At 71.1% G+C, this 14816-nt stretch carries 12 protein-coding genes and 1 tRNA gene; 10 read left to right on the top strand and 3 right to left on the bottom strand.

All coding sequences use genetic code 11. The annotated features are described in order from the left end of the window. Positions 1–55 precede the first annotated feature (55 nt). A complete protein-coding gene (locus TBR22_RS14880; protein ID WP_239488630.1) occupies positions 56–1216 on the bottom strand; it encodes a PLP-dependent aspartate aminotransferase family protein in 1161 nt (386 codons plus the stop codon). Positions 1217–1314: 98 nt separating this feature from the next. Here TBR22_RS14880 and TBR22_RS14875 point away from each other — a divergent pair, with 98 nt between their 5' ends. Together TBR22_RS14875 and rnc are read left to right on the top strand one after the other, a co-directional pair. Beyond that, entirely contained in the window at positions 1315–3465 is a 2151-nt protein-coding gene (locus TBR22_RS14875) for a SpoIIE family protein phosphatase (RefSeq protein WP_239488629.1), read from the top strand. Beyond that, positions 3462–4445, top strand: a complete 984-nt coding sequence (rnc, locus tag TBR22_RS14870) for a ribonuclease III (RefSeq protein WP_239488628.1) — start codon at positions 3462–3464, stop codon at positions 4443–4445. Before TBR22_RS14875 ends, rnc begins: the two co-directional genes overlap by 4 nt. Here rnc and TBR22_RS14865 read toward each other — a convergent pair. Then, positions 4413–5522, bottom strand: coding sequence for a hypothetical protein (locus TBR22_RS14865; RefSeq protein ID WP_239488627.1), 1110 nt, complete (start codon positions 5520–5522; stop codon positions 4413–4415). The two genes, rnc and TBR22_RS14865, sit on opposite strands and share 33 nt — an antisense overlap. A gap of 154 nt (positions 5523–5676) precedes the next feature. Between TBR22_RS14865 and TBR22_RS14860 the strand changes: the two genes are divergently transcribed. From TBR22_RS14860 to istB, 7 genes are all read left to right on the top strand, one after another. After that, complete coding sequence (locus TBR22_RS14860; RefSeq protein WP_239488626.1) at positions 5677–6990, top strand: adenylosuccinate synthase; 1314 nt, start codon at positions 5677–5679, stop codon at positions 6988–6990. Position 6991: 1 nt separating this feature from the next. Further along, complete coding sequence (locus TBR22_RS14855; protein WP_239488625.1) at positions 6992–7978, top strand: ABC transporter ATP-binding protein; 987 nt, start codon at positions 6992–6994, stop codon at positions 7976–7978. Between the two features lie 3 nt (positions 7979–7981). Further along, the gene (locus TBR22_RS14850; RefSeq protein ID WP_239488624.1) at positions 7982–9019 is read left to right on the top strand and encodes an ABC transporter permease; all 1038 of its coding nucleotides are present in this window, start codon (positions 7982–7984) and stop codon (positions 9017–9019) included. 73 nt (positions 9020–9092) lie between these two features. Then, positions 9093–9599: a DinB family protein gene (locus TBR22_RS14845; RefSeq protein WP_239488623.1), complete on the top strand. Its 507-nt coding sequence runs from the start codon at positions 9093–9095 to the stop codon at positions 9597–9599. A 49-nt stretch (positions 9600–9648) separates the two neighbouring features. Continuing rightward, positions 9649–9724 (top strand) — tRNA-Lys (locus tag TBR22_RS14840). A 203-nt stretch (positions 9725–9927) separates the two neighbouring features. Then, positions 9928–11154 (top strand): IS21 family transposase, encoded by a 1227-nt coding sequence (gene istA, locus TBR22_RS14835; RefSeq protein WP_239493496.1) that lies wholly within the window; start codon positions 9928–9930, stop codon positions 11152–11154. Next, positions 11151–11930: an IS21-like element helper ATPase IstB gene (gene istB / locus TBR22_RS14830; RefSeq protein WP_239488622.1), complete on the top strand. Its 780-nt coding sequence runs from the start codon at positions 11151–11153 to the stop codon at positions 11928–11930. Before istA ends, istB begins: the two co-directional genes overlap by 4 nt. Before the next feature lie 690 nt (positions 11931–12620). On the opposite strand, the gene TBR22_RS14825 is transcribed toward istB, so the two are convergent. Beyond that, positions 12621–13640 carry an SDR family oxidoreductase gene (locus TBR22_RS14825; RefSeq protein WP_239488621.1) on the bottom strand — a complete coding sequence of 340 codons (1020 nt, stop codon included), beginning with the start codon at positions 13638–13640 and terminating at the stop codon, positions 12621–12623. A 129-nt stretch (positions 13641–13769) separates the two neighbouring features. Between TBR22_RS14825 and TBR22_RS14820 the strand changes: the two genes are divergently transcribed. Next, the gene (locus TBR22_RS14820) at positions 13770–14816 is read left to right on the top strand and encodes a hypothetical protein (RefSeq protein ID WP_239488620.1); all 1047 of its coding nucleotides are present in this window, start codon (positions 13770–13772) and stop codon (positions 14814–14816) included.

Here is a 14816-nt window from a genome sequence, read left to right as displayed (position 1 = left end):
AGGGAAGGCCGTCAGGCCGAGCCGCCGAGCATTTCAAATTTCCGATTTCAAAGTGTCAGAGCACCGCCAGCGCCTGCTCCAGGTCGGCCTTGAGGTCGTCCACGTCCTCGATGCCCACCGAGAGGCGCACGAGGCTGTCGGTCACGCCCAACGCCGCGCGTCGCTCCGGCGGCACCGACGCGTGCGTCATCGACGCCGGGTGCGAGATCAGGCTCTCGACGCCGCCGAGGCTCTCGGCCAGCGCGAACAGCCTGGTCCGCTCGAGCACGGCTTGCGCGCGGGCCGGCGTCCCGGCGTCGAACGACACCATGCCCGTGTACCCGCGCATCTGGCGCTGCGCCAGCGCGTGCTGCGGGTGCGCCGGCAGGCCGGGGTAGTGCACGCGCGGCACCTTCGGGTGCGCCGCCAGGTACTCGGCAATGGCCTGGCCGTTGGCGTTGTGAGCCGCCATCCGCACCGCGAGCGTCTTGGTGCCGCGCAGGATCAGCCAGGAGTCGAAGGCGCTCAGGATGGCACCCGCCGCGTTCTGGTAGAACTTCAGCCACTCGGCGTGCGCGGCGTGCTTGACCACGACCATGCCGCCGACGCTGTCGGAGTGCCCGTTGAGGTACTTCGTCGTGCTGTGCAGGACGATGTCGGCGCCGACCAGCAGCGGTTGCTGGACGGCCGGGCTCGCGAAGGTGTTGTCGACCACCACCGTCACGTCGCCGTGCGCGTGGGCCGCTGCCGAGAGCGCGGCGATGTCGGCCAGGCGCAGCACCGGATTGGTCGGCGTCTCGAGGAACAGCATCCGCGTCCGGGCCGTGAACGCCTGCCGCGTCGCCTCCTCGTCGGAGGTGTCCACGTACGTGAAGTCGATCCCCGACTTGCGCAGCACGCGCTCGAACAATCGATACGTGCCACCGTACGTATTGTCTGTGACCACCACGTGATCGCCGGGCGAGAGCAACGACAGCACGGCGTTGATGGCGGCCATGCCCGAGGCCCAGCCGAAGCCGGCCGTCCCGCCCTCGAGCGCGGCGACGTTGGCCTCGATGGCCGCGCGCGTCGGGTTGCTCGTGCGTGCGTACTCATGCCCCTTGTGCCGCCCGAGGCCCTCCTGCACGTAGGTCGAGGTCTGGTAGAGCGGCGTGATGATGGCGCCGGTCGCCTCGTCGGGCGCCTGCCCGGCGTGGATGCAGAGGGTGGAGAAGCGGGCAGTGGGGTCGACGATCACGACAATCCTCTCGGGAAAGGCGAAAAGCGCGATGGTATCATTCGGCCACTGCTGGCCTGACGCGCACATGACCGTGCGCTGCGCGGGGCCGAGACCGCATGCCGCCTGACTCGCCCGGCTCGGTGCGCCTCGAAGCGCCCCCTGCGCACGACCTGCTGCCGCTGCCGTCGGCGCGCGCCCTGCTGTTGCAGCACTGGGCGGGCCGCGTCCTGCTCGCCGGCCTGCTCTCGCGCGTGCTGCTCGCAGTCGCCGGCCTGGCCACCGGACCAGCCGATACGCTGGAGACCCTGCGTCGCCTTGCGACGGCCGCCGTGATCGTCGGTGGCGCCGTCGTCCTGTGGCGCGTGAGCCGCGTGTTGCGGCAGCGCCTGCTCTGGCGCGTCCGCCGCAAGCTGATCCTGTCGTACTTCTTCATCGGGGTCGTGCCGGCCGCCCTGATCTTCCTGTTCTTCCTGATCGTCGGTGCGCTCACGCTGCTGAGCTTCAGCTCGTACCTCGTGAAGGAGAAGCTGGCCGACCTGCAGGCGCAGGGCCGCGTCTACGCCGACATGGCGGCCGTCGAGCTGCAGCAGACCCGCACGACCGCCGACGCGCGCGACCTGCTCAGGCGCAAGGTCGCGGCCGGCGCCCGCACGTACCCGGGCATCTCGATCGCGCTGCTGCCGATGAACGGCGAGGCGCGCGATGCGGCGATCACGGTCGGCGCCTGGGATCACGGCACGGCGCCCACCTCCATTCCGGAGTGGCTGGTGCGCCAGGGGCCGTCGGCAGTGGTCATCCCGGTGACCGAGGCCGCCGGCGTCGCGGCCGGCGCACGCCTGATCGTGCGCAGCGTGTCCTGGATCGGCGCGGCCGGTACCGCGCGCCGGGCCGTCGTCGTCGACCTGCCGCTCGACGACGCCGCGGCGGGCGTGATCCGGGAGGAGACCGGGATCCGTCTCGGCGGCCTCGCGCGGCCCATGAACGCCTCGAGCAGCGCGGATCCGTGCGCGGTGCCCGAAGGGCGCGAGATCCGCGTCGAGGCCTCACCGACGGTGCTCTCGTGGGTGAACTTCCTCGACGTGACCGACTGGAACAGCGGCGGCAGCTGCAAGCTGGGGCTGCAGATCCAGCCGAGCCTCGCGCACGTCTACCGCCGCATCACCGAGGCACAGGCGATCGGCGGCGGCATGTCCTTCGGCCAGCTGCTGCTCATCGTGCTGCTGATCATCGGCAGCCTGTTCCTGGTGATCCAGACGGTGGCCTTCGTGATGGGCGTGAGCCTGGCGCGATCGATCACCGGGTCGATCCACGAGCTGTTCGAGGGGACCCGCCGGGTGCAGGCCGAGGATCTCTCCCACCGCATCCGCGTGCGGACGCGCGACCAGTTCGGCGCGCTCGCCTCGTCGTTCAACTCGATGGTGGAGACCATCGAGGAACTGCTCGAGCAGAAGGTGGTCAAGGAGCGCCTGCAGCAGGAGCTGCAGATTGCGCGCGACATCCAGACGTCGCTGCTGCCCTCCGAGACGTTGCGTCGCGGCGACGTGACCCTGGCGGCGGCCTGCCGCCCGGCGCGCGAGATCGGCGGCGACTACTGCGACTTCTTCCCGCTGGACGAGGATCGCATCGGGCTGCTGGTGGCCGACGTCTCGGGCAAGGGCGCCTCGGCGGCGCTGTACATGGCGGAGCTGAAGGGGCTGATGCTCGCCTTGTCCAAGACGCACCAGTCGCCGCGCGCGCTGCTCGGCGAGGTCAATCGCGTGCTGTCGACCAACATGGGCCGCACCAGCTTCGTGACGATGACCTATGCGGTGCTCGACCTGCGGCAGCGCACGCTCACCCACGCGCGCGCCGGCCACACGCCGCTGATCCACCTGCGGGCGGGCGATGCCTTCCCGCGGACGCGCCTGCTGGCGCCCGAGGGACTGGTGCTCGGGGTCCGCATGGAGTCGGTGCGCGCCAGGTTCGAGGGCATGCTCAAGGAGCACACGCTCACGCTGGCGCCCGGCGACGTGCTCGTGATGTTCACCGATGGCATCAGCGAGGCGATGAACGGCGTCCGCGACCTGTACGGCGAGGACCGCCTCTGCCTGTGCGTCGAGGAGAATGCGGCCCTGGAACCCGACGCCCTGTGCGACGAGATCTTCGAGAGCGTCCGCGAGTTCGCCGATGGCGCCGAGCAGCACGACGACATGACCATGATCGTGCTGAAGGTGTCGGCCGACGCGGCGCCGATGGCCGTCGCTGGGGCGGCCGAGGCGGGCGCGTGACCAGGCGCGTCGTCGTCTGCACCACCCAGTCGGAGGCCGAGGCCGCGCTCGTCGTCGGCCTGCTCGAGGCCGAGGGGCTGTCGCCGGTCATCGAACGATCGCCGCTGCGCAGCGTGTTCCCGGTGCCCATCGCCTTCTTCGGGCAACTGCGCATCACGGTGCCCGCCGAGGAAGCGGAGGAGGCGTCGCGCCTGCTGCGTCGCTACGACGCCCCGCCGTCCCCGGGACCGAAGGTCGTGCCGCTGCGCGACGATCTCGGTCCGCTCGAGTCCGCGATCGGGTATCGCTTCCGCGATCGCGGCTACCTCGAGCAGGCGCTGACGCACCGCTCGCGTGCCCACGAGGACGGCAAGGGCGCCGAGTCCACCAACGAGTCGTTCGAGTTCCTCGGCGACGCGGTGCTCGGCTTCGTCATCGCCGATCTCGTCTTCGAGGAATACCCGCAGTCGGACGAGGGGCAGAAGAGCAAGATGAAGGCCTCGCTGGTGTCGTACACGGCGCTGGCGCGCGTCGCCGAGTCGATCGATCTCGGCACGCACCTGCGCCTGGGCCGCGGCGAGGAGAAGACCGGCGGCCGGCAGAAGCCCGTGCTGCTCGCCGACGCCTGCGAGGCGCTGATCGCCGCCGTCTACCTCGATGGGGGGCTTGCCGCCGCGCGGGCCCTGATCCTGCGCCTGCTCGCGCCGCTGCTCGAGGAGACGCGCGCCCGCGGGTTGAGCGTGGCCGGCGCCGGGGACTTCAAGTCGTCACTCCAGGAATACCTGCAGGCGCGGCGCCAGCCGCCGCCGGCATATCGCATCGTCGACCAGGCCGGTCCCGATCACGACAAGGTGTTCACGGTGGACGTGGCCGCGGCGGGACAGGTGCTCGCGCAGGCGTCCGGGCGCAGTCGCAAGGAGGCCGAGCAGCAGGCGGCGCGCCGCGCGCTCGAGGCGCTGCGGGAGGGCTCAGTCGATCTCGATGATGCCGCCCGGCGATGAGGCGGGGCGGGCGACGGCCACCGCCACGTCGGGCAGGGTCGCCAGACGCTCGAGGGCGAAGCGCTGCGTCTCGCGCGCCACGAGCGCATCGGACGGCGCGCCGGGCCCGTTGTTGAGTCGCACCCACAGCCGCAGCAACGGGTCGGTCACGGTGTACCGCTTGCGCTCGACGGTGAGCAGGTCCACGTCGAGCATCCACGACAGGTAGTCCTTGGTCGAGCCCGGGGTGCGGTTGAGGCGCTGCGCGATCTGCGTGAGCGTCAGTGGCTGCTGCTCCGACAGCACGTCGAGGATGGCGCGCAGGGCGCCGTAGCCGCGCGCCCGCTGCAGCCGCACTTCGTAGGACAGCCGCAGGCGCCGCTCGAGTGCGCTGCCGCAGAGCATCTGCTCGGTGAGCGCGCCGACCGGATCGGCCAGGCCGTGGCGCCGGGCCTCGCGGAGCGCGGCGCCCACCAGCACGGCGTAGCCGACGCGTCCGCCGGTCAGGGCGCGTACCTGCTGTCGCTCCAGCGGGTCGAGCCCGGCCAGCGCCTCGCCGTCGCGCTCGTCGTCGGCTGCGTCGTCGAGCAGCACCGGCGTGACGCGCGGCCACGCACCGGCCAGCTTGGTGCCCCGGTGTCTGAAGCGCGTCGCGAGCACGAAGCGGTTCTCGGAGGCGCCGAGCGCCGACCCCGTCTCGGCCATCAGCGTCTTGAGTCCGGGGAAGCTCTCGAAGGTCCGCAGGTCGAGTACCTCGTCGAGCAGGAAAGTGAAGGGGCGACCCGACGCGGCGCGGGCGCGGGTGAGGAGCACGAGGATTGCGGCGTACGCATCGCGCGGCGTGGCCAGCGACGCGGGCGCGGGCAGCGCCGGCCCGTCTTCGGCGACGCGCACGTGGCGCAGCAGCGAGCGGTAGCACTGCTCGGGCGTCGTGGCGAGGCGCTCGACGTCGAGATAGACGGGCGTCGTGTCGCCGTCGAGGCGCGCGAGCACCCCGTGCAGCGCATGCGTGCGCCCGGCACTGCACCCGCCGATCAACAGCGGGATGCCCGGTGTGGGCGAGGCAAGCACGGACAGCACGCGGTCGATCAGGGGCATGGGCGGAGGGACTAGAGCCTACGGAGCGGGGGAGGCACTGTCAACCTCCCGAGAGGGCATGCCCGGGTGGCGTGGGCGCACGGCGGTTTGCTAGGATGTCGTGTTCCGTAGTCGTGCCGTCGCACGACGAGTTCCCGTCGAAGACATTCCCGTCATGAACATTGCCGTGTTGGGTGCCCAGTGGGGTGATGAGGGCAAGGGCAAGATCGTCGACCTCCTCACGCCGAACTTCTCGTTCGTCACGCGCTACCAGGGCGGGCACAACGCCGGCCACACGGTGTACGTGAACGGGCGCAAGTTCATCCTGCGCCTGCTGCCCTCCGGCATCCTGCACCCCTCGGTGTCGTGTGTCATCGGCAACGGGCTCGTGGTCGACCCGCAGGCACTGTTTGCCGAGATCGACGAGATCACCGCGGCCGGCATCGACGTCACCGGCCGGCTGTTCGTCAGCAGCAAGGCGCACCTGATCCTGCCGTACCACAAGGAACTCGACGTCCTGTCGGAGGCCAAGCGCGGCGAGCGGAAGATCGGCACCACCTCGCGCGGCATCGGCCCGGCCTACGAGGACAAGATCGGCCGCCGCGGCATCCGCGTCGGCGACCTGTCCGATCGCGCATCGCGGCAGATGCTCGAGGACGCGGTCCGGCACAACGTCGAGGCGCGCAATCACCTGATTCCCGATGCGCACATGGACTGGCGCGAGGTGCTGGCCGGCCTCGACGCGATCTGGGTCCGCCTGCAGCCGTTCGTCACCGACGTCTCCGTGCTGCTCGACTCGGCCATCCGCGCCGGCAAGCGTGTGATGTTCGAGGGCGCGCAGGGCACGCTGCTCGACATCGACCACGGCACCTATCCGTACGTGACGTCGTCGAACGCGACCACCGGCGGCATCTGCACCGGCCTCGGGATCGGCCCCAAGCACATCACCGGCGTGATGGGCGTGGCCAAGGCCTACACCACGCGGGTCGGCGAGGGGCCGTTCCCGAGCGAACTGCTCGACGACATGGGGCAGAAGCTCCGCGACGGCGGCAGCGAGTACGGATCGGTGACCGGGCGTCCGCGCCGCTGCGGCTGGTTCGATGCGGTCGCCCTGCGCTATGCCGTGCGGGTCAACGGCCTCGATGCGCTCGCCATCACCAAGATGGACGTGCTCGACGGCTTCCCGTCGCTGCAGATCTGCACGGCGTACCGGGACCGCGAGACGGGCGAGACCATCGAGCACTTCCCGTCGGAGATCGGGCAGCTGGCGCGCTGCGAGCCGGTGTACCGCGAGGTGCCGGGGTGGACGGCGCCGACCGCCGGCGTCAAGCGCTTCGAGGACCTGCCCGCCGAGGCGCGCGCCTACATCGCCACGCTGGAGGAGGTGTGCGGCGTGCCCGTCGCGCTGATCTCCACCGGCTCCGATCGACTCGAGACCATCCTGCGCAGCGACTCGATCGCCGCGCGCTGGTTCACGCTGCCCGCCTGACATGGCCACCCTTCCCGCATCCGGCGCCTCCTCGCGGGTCGCCGCGCGGGAACTTGCCGACGAGCTGGTAGCGCTGCGCTGCCGCGGCCTCGTCAAGCGGTACGGCGCGGTGGTCGCCGTCGACGGCCTCGACCTCGAGGTCCGCACCGGCGAGTGCTTCGGCCTGCTCGGCCCCAACGGCGCCGGCAAGACCACCACCATCGAAATCCTCGAAGGTCTGACGACGCCCGACGCCGGCGACGTCGAGGTGCTCGGCATGCGCTGGGCCAGCGACGGCGATCGCCTCCGGCAGCGCCTCGGCATCCAGCTCCAGGAGACGCAGCTCAACGAGAAGCTGACCGCCACGGAGCTGCTGCGGTTGTTCCGCTCGTTCTACGCCCAGGGACCGACCGTCGACGCGCTGCTGGCCAGCGTCGGCCTCGAGTCCAAGCGCGACGCGTGGTACGGGAAGCTGTCGGGCGGGCAGAAGCAGCGCCTCGCCCTGGCCTGTGCGCTCGCCGGCGACCCGGACCTGCTGTTCCTCGACGAGCCCACGACGGGTCTGGACCCGCAGTCACGCCGCCAGCTGTGGGACCTGCTGGCCGCCTACAAGCAGCGCGGGCGGACCGTGCTCATCACCACGCACTACATGGACGAGGCGCAGGTGCTCTGCGACCGCGTCGCGATCGTCGACCAGGGCAAGGTGATCGCGCTCGGCACACCGCTCGAGCTCATCGCCTCGCTGGGCGCCGAGCACGTCGTGGAGTTCGCGCTCGCCGAGGACGCGGCGATGCCGACCCTCGAGGCGCTCGGCGGCCTGCCCGGCGTGCGGCGCGCCTCGCTGGCCGACGGCCGGGGCACGCTCATCGTCGCGCGCCTGCACGAGGCGCTGCCGGCGCTGCTGGCGCTGGTGGCCGACCCGGAGGCCTTCACGCTGCTGACGACCCACAGCGCGACACTCGAGGACGTGTTCGTCTCGCTCACCGGCCGCCACCTGAGGGATGTGTAAGCGATGTCGGCCTTGCGTGAACTGACCCTGTCGCGCTTCCGCGAGTTCCTGCGCGAACCCGAGGCGGTGTTCTGGGTGTTCGCCTTCCCGGTGATGCTGTCGTGTGCGCTCGGCCTGGCCTTTCGCAACCAGGGCACGCCCGACGTGCTGGTCGGCGTGCTGCATGCGCCGGCCACCGCGTCGACCGCGCCTGGCGTCGATGCCGTGCTCGGCAGGACGGCAGGCGTGCGCATGAAGGTGGTGTCGCGCGCCGAGGCCGATGTGGCCCTGCGCAACGGCGCGATCCACCTGCTGGTGGTGCCGGGGACGCCGGTGACCTACGAGTTCGATCCCAGCCGGCCGGAGAGTCGGGTGGCGCGGTTCGTCGTCGACGATGCGCTGCAGCGCGCGGCGGGCCGCGCGCCGGCGGTGCCGGTGGCCGACCGCCTGGTCACGGTGCCGGGATCGCGGTACATCGACTGGGTGGTGCCGGGCCTGCTCGGCATGAACATCATGGGCACCGGCATGTGGAGCGTCGGGTTCTCGGTCGTGCAGGCACGCGTGCGCAAGCTGCTCAAGCGACTGGTGGCGACCCCGATGCGTCGCCGCGACTACCTGCTGTCGCACATGGCCTCGCGGCTGATCTTCCTGGTGCTGGAGGTCGGCGCGCTGCTCGGGTTCGCCGTGCTCGTCTTCGGTGTGCCCGTGCACGGCTCGTGGCTGCTGCTGATGGCCTTGTGCCTGCTCGGCGCGCTGACCTTCTCGGGGCTCGGCCTGCTCGTCGCGAGCCGCTCGCAGACGGTGGAGGGCGTGTCGGGGCTGATGAACCTCGTGATGGTCCCGATGTGGGTGTTCTCCGGCGTCTTCTTCGCCTCGGAGAATTTCCCGGCGGTGATGCAGCCGGCCATCGCCCTGCTGCCGCTGACGGCGCTGAACCAGGCGCTGCGCGGCGTGATGATCGACGGCAGCGGCCTGGCGGCGCTGGTCCCGCAGGTCGCCGTGCTCGGGACCTGGATGGTGGCCAGCTTCGCCGCGGCGCTCCGCCTCTTCCGCTGGCGCTAGTCGAAGCGCCTTCCCTGCAATGCAGGCCCGCGGCCGGCAGTCGCCCCGGGCCACCAGAACCACAGGAGTGTGCATGACCCCAGAACAGGCCACGTTCCTTGCCACACAGTTTGCCGACCTGATGACCCGCGAGGCCCGCACGACGGCGAAGGTGCTGCGCGCGGTGCCCGACAGCGGCCGGGACTACCGCCCCGATCCGCGCTCGCGGTCGGCGTGGGAACTGGCCACGCACATCGCCCAGAGCGACGTGTGGTTCCTCGACTGCATCATCGCCGGCGCGTTCGCCTCGGACGGGGCCAAGGGCAAGGCGCTGCTCGACTCGTTTGCCACCATCGCGGACGTGGTCGCGTTCCACGAGCGGGAGGTGCCGGCGCGACTGGCCGCGGTCCGCGCGATGTCGGGCGAGGCGCTGGCCGCCTCGGTGAGCTTCTTCGGGATGATCGAGGCGCCCAACGCCACGTACCTGGGCCTGGCCAACAACCACGGCATCCACCACCGTGGGCAACTGGCGGCGTACCTGCGCGCCATGGGGTCGACGGTGCCGGCCCTCTACGGCGAGAGCGCCGACGAGAAGATGTGAGGGGCGGCGCCGGCCGGGGGCGCCGGCCCGCTGCTAGACTGGGAGACGTGCGCCTGTAGCTCAGTCGGTAGAGCAGCGGCCTTTTAAGCCGTTGGTCGTGGGTTCGAGTCCCACCGGGCGCACCACGCGCGCCGCGCGTGGTGCGCGCCGGCCGGCCTCAGGCGCTCGGCTCCGCCTTCGGCTCGCCTCGCGCTCGAGTCCCACCGGGCGCGGTGTGTAGAGCGACAGTGATATTGACCCCCTCGCGACACTAAATCTGACCCCCTCGGGAGGAGGACAGATGGAGCGAGCTGAGCGGGGTTTGGTACCTCTCGACCAGGAGGTCCTGGTGCTCGAGGGGGAGGTGGTGGCCTCGATCCGCGCGCTGGCGGCGCGCGGGGTCGGGAGCAAGCGGATTGCGGCGACGCTGGGCGTGGCACGCAATACGGTGAAGCGGTACCTGCGGACGGCCGTCCCAGCGGGCGTGCAGGTGCGGCCCCAGGCGCGGTGCTTGAGCGAGGCGGCCCGCGCCGAGGCGCGCCGGCTCTACGAGGGCGTCGCGGAGGGTAATGCGGTGGTGGCGCATCGGCTGCTCGCCGAGCAGGGCGTGGCCGTCAGCGTGCGGACGGTCGAGCGCGCGGTGCGCGATCTGCGGCGGGCCCGCCGCGTGGCGGAGGTCGCGACCGTGCGCGTCGAGACCGCGCCTGGCGAGCAGCTGCAGGTCGACTTCGGACAGAAACGCGTCGAGATCGCCGGCACCGCGGTACGCCTCCACCTGCTCGTCGCCGTGTTGAGTTACTCGCGGCGGATCTTTGTCAAAGCGTTCCTGCACGAGCGCCAGGATGAGTGGCGCGAGGGATTGGCCGCGGCGTTCCAGCACTTCGGCGGCGTCACCCGCACCGTGCTGGGCGATAACGCGCGGGCCCTGGTCAGCGGGCGCGACGTCGCGACCAGCACCGTGCACTTTCATCCGGCCGACCTGGCCTTCTGCCGCGACTGGGATGTGCAGCCACGGGCGTGTGCGCCCTATCGCGCACGCACGAAAGGCAAGACGGAGTCGGGCGTCAAATACGTCAAGCGAAACGCCCTCGCCGGTCTGACGTTCGCGTCGCTCGAGACGCATCTGGCGACGTGGATGGCGCTGGCCGATCAGCGGATCCACGGCACGACCCATGAGGCGCCGGCCGTACGGTTTTCGCGTGACGAGCAGCCGGCGCTGCGTCCGCTGCCCCTGCGCGCCCTGCCGCGGCGCGAGCAGCGGGTGCGGCGACGCGTTGCCGCCGATGCGTTGGTCGACATCGACACGGTGCGCTACAGCGTGCCGCATCCGTTGGTGCGCGAGCACGTCGAAGTCGCGATCGGCGACGACACCGTGCGCATCTATCACGGCGGCCAGCTGGTCGCCACGCATCGGCGGTCGTTCGGGCCGCACACCTGCGTCATCGACCCGGCCCACTGGGCTGGGCTCTGGCGGACCACCGTGTCCACGCGGCAGGAGGCGGTCGTCGCGGCGCCGCTGGCGTCGCTCGGGCGCTCCCTGCAGGATTACGCGGTCCTGATCGGGGGACCGGCATGAGCGTCGTGACGCAGGCGCGTGTCGTCGAGCATCTGCAGCGGTTGCGCCTCGGATACCTGGCCGAGCGGCTCGACGCCGCGTTGGCCGAGGCGGCCCGGAGCGAGCCCACGTACCTCGACTTCCTCGACCAGCTGTTGCAGCAGGAGACGGCGGCCAAGCAGCGCAAGCGCATCGCGATGGGTATTCAGATCGCGCACTTCCCGACGGTCAAGACGCTCGACGACTTCGACTTCAAGTTCCAGGCGTCGATCGATCAGCGGCTCGTGCGCGAGCTGGCGACCGGCCGGTTCATCAGCCAGGCGGAGAATGTGTTGATCTTCGGCCCGCCCGGCGTCGGCAAGACGCACCTCGCGATTGGTCTGGGCCGCGCAGCCGTCGAGAGCGGACATTCGGTACTGTTCACCAGTGCTACCGCCCTGATCGGCGCGCTGGCCAAGAGCGAGACCGAGGGGCAGTTGGCCGAGCGGCTCACGTTCTACAGCAAGCCCAAGCTGCTGATCATCGACGAGCTGGGCTACCTGCCCTTCGAGCGCCGCAGCGCACACCTGTTCTTCCAGCTCGTGGCCCGGCGCTACGAGCGCGGCGGCACGCTGATCACCACCAACCAGCTGGTGACGCAGTGGGGCACGGTCTTTGGCGACGAGGTGCTGGCCGCAGCGATCCTCGACCGCCTCCTGCATCACAGCTACACGCTGATGGTCCAGGGCGAGAGCTATCGGTTGCGGCAGAAGAAGAAGGCGGGGCTGCTCGGCCAGAGCAGTCGACGCGAGGCGTGACCGCGCCCGCCGTGGAGCCCGTCGTGCTCGGCGGGGCACAGACCGCCCCGCCTCCGCGCGCCGGGCCCCACGGCGGAGACCGGCACACACCCAAGCTGGATCAACAGAAGGAGGGGGTCACTTTTGTTGTCGGCAGGGGGTCAATTCCTCCTGTCGCTTGACACGGTGGTGAGCGTGCTGTCGTGCCTTGGGCCGTCGCCTTCGGCTCGGCCCGATCGGCTCGACGCGTTGGCGCGGCGCGCATTGTGACGTCACACTGACCGGGGTGCAGGAAGCGTGGCGGGATGCGTGGGGCCATTGGCGGGGTGCGTGTCGCCTGCGGCTCGGCCCGATCCGCTCGCGCGTCGGCGCGGCGCGCATTGTGACGTCACACTGACCGGGGTGCAGGGAGCGTGGCGTGGTGCGTGGGGCTGTCGCCTTCGGCTCGGCCCGATCGGCTCGACGCGTTGGCGCGGCGCGCATTGTGACGTCACACTACCGGGGTGCAGGGAGCGTGGCGGGGTGCGTGGGGCCGTCGCCTGCGGCTCGGCCCGATCCGCTCGCGCGTCGGCGCGGCGCGCATTGTGACGTCACACTACCGGGGTGCAGGGAGCGTGGCGTGGTGCCTGGGGCCGTCGCCTGCGGCTCGGCCCGTTCGGCTCGAACGCCGCGGGTGCGCCGCGGAGCGGCCTCGCGGCCTCGCAGCATTCATCAGCGCGCCGGCGCGCTCGACCACAGGCGATAGGCGGCAGTCATGGCCACCGCGGCGGTGACCAGCGGCAGGGCTCGACTGAGGTCGGAGAGGGCGGCGCCCGTGTACGCGCTGTGGCGCAGCGGCACCCGCGAGCGCGCGCCCGTGGCGACGTGAGGTCCGGCCGGGACGTCGAGGTTCCCGTCGCGCAGGTCGTCGGCCGGGGCGCCTTGCTGGGCGCGGAACATGAGACGGCGCATCCACGCGTCGGTGAGGCGTGGTGCCAGCGCCCCCGACAGCGTGATCGCGCGTCCCACGCCGCCCACCGTGATCTCCCGCACCGGGCGTTCGGCGCAGCGAAGGATGGCGCGGGCCACGACGTCGGCGCTGTAGAGCGGCGGCGGGGCCTCCACGTCGAAGGCCATGTAGTTGCGCGCATGGTCGAAGAACGGCGTGTCGATCGCCGATGGCTTCACCAGGCAGACGGCAATCGGCAGGCCGGCCTCGGTCACCTCGAGTCGCAGCGCGTCGGAGAACGCCCGCACCGCGTGTTTCGACGCGCTGTAGGCCCCCTGCAGTGGCAACGCCAGGTCCGAGGCGATGCTGCCGACGTTGACGATGACGCCGCCGCGGGCGCCGAAGTGCCTGACCGCCGCGCGACACCCGTGCACCACGCCCCACACGTTCACGTCGAACAGGCGCCGCTGATCCTCGAGCGGGACATCGGTCACCCGGCCGTACACCGAGACGCCCGCGTTGTTCACCCAGGTGTGCACCTGCCCGAACGCCGCCTCTGCCGCCTTCATCACCTGCATGACCTGGTCCGCGTCGGCGACGTCGGCGACGCAGCCGAGGGCGACGCGCCGACCTGTGGCGTATCGGTCGAGCTCACCGACGACGCGATCGAGCGCGTCGCGGTCGCGACCGACGAGCACGACACGCGCACCTCGCCGCGCCGCCAGACGCGCCGTGGCCAGCCCGATGCCGCTCGTGGCGCCGGTGATGACCAGCACCTGATCCTTCAAGGCAATCCGCTTCATGGCCCCCGACGTTTGCAAGCACGGCGCCAATCGTCGCGCGCCGCTCGAGCCCGACCGCCATGTTTCGCTCTTGGCCATCCCGTCGATCCCCGAGCCGCGATCCCCGATTCCCGATACACTGCACCCATCGTGGCGTCCCTCAAGCTGGCCAACCTGTGGCGCGTCATCAGCGACGTCGATCTCGAGCGGATCCGCGCCTCGGCCCGCACGCCCTTCGAATTGCTCGTCGTCGCCGAGGACGAGGCTCTGGGGCAGCGCGTTCGGGCCGGGCTCGCCGCCGTGCCGGGCGGGCACGTGCACACCTACGTGGTTGTCGTGCATCCCGACACGTTGCGTCATCGACCCACGACGCCGCTGGCCGTCGTGCTGGCCTCGGCCATGCCCGACCTGTCGCTGGCGATGAAGGGGGCCGACGAGCAGTGCATTCGGTCGCGCTGGCCGAGGATCACAGTGGTCGTCGGCACCGAGGAGCCCGCCGCTGCAGCCAGGAGGCTCGGCGAAGAGGCGCGGGTCGCCGTGACCGATCCCCTCAATCCCCCTCGAGGCCTGCTCACGGCCATCGTCGGGCTCGTCGAGGGTGATGCCCGCCTGGCGGTGGCGGCAGCGCTCCCGGCCTTCCGTCCCATCGTCGCCGAGCGCATCGTCGACGAGACCGCGAAGGCCAACGCGTCGTTCGCGGTCACCACCGGGCTGGCCGAGACCATCCCGGTCCTCACTGCGCCACTGAACCTCGGCGACATGGTGGTGCTGACCAAGAACCAGCTGATCATGGGCTACAAGATTGCGCTGGCCGCCGGCCGCAACGACGAGCCGCGGGCGATGATGGCCGAGATTCTGGGTGTGATCGGTGGAGGCTTCCTGTTCCGGCAGGTCGCCCGCCAGTTGGTCGGGCTGATCCCGGTGGCCGGGCTCGTCCCGAAGGTCGCCATCGCGTATGCCGGCACCTACGCGATGGGCCGCGCCCTGACGGCATGGGCGCTGGCAGGCGTCGAGGTGACGCCAGAGTCGCTGTCGCGGTACACCGCGGAGGGTCTGGAACGCGGCCGGGGACTCGCGCAACAACTGCTGGAGCAGGTGAAGTCGTCCATGCCAGCGGCGCCGCGGAGTTGGGGCAGGCTCCGTGGCTGGTTGCCCATGCGGCAGCGCCGTGGCACCCCGACGGACAGGCAGGCCTGA

The sequence above is a fragment of the Luteitalea sp. TBR-22 genome (genome assembly GCF_016865485.1).
Taxonomy (GTDB): domain Bacteria; phylum Acidobacteriota; class Vicinamibacteria; order Vicinamibacterales; family Vicinamibacteraceae; genus Luteitalea.
Note: the sequence above shows the minus strand (reverse complement) of the source record. Positions and strands in the feature narration are given on the sequence as shown.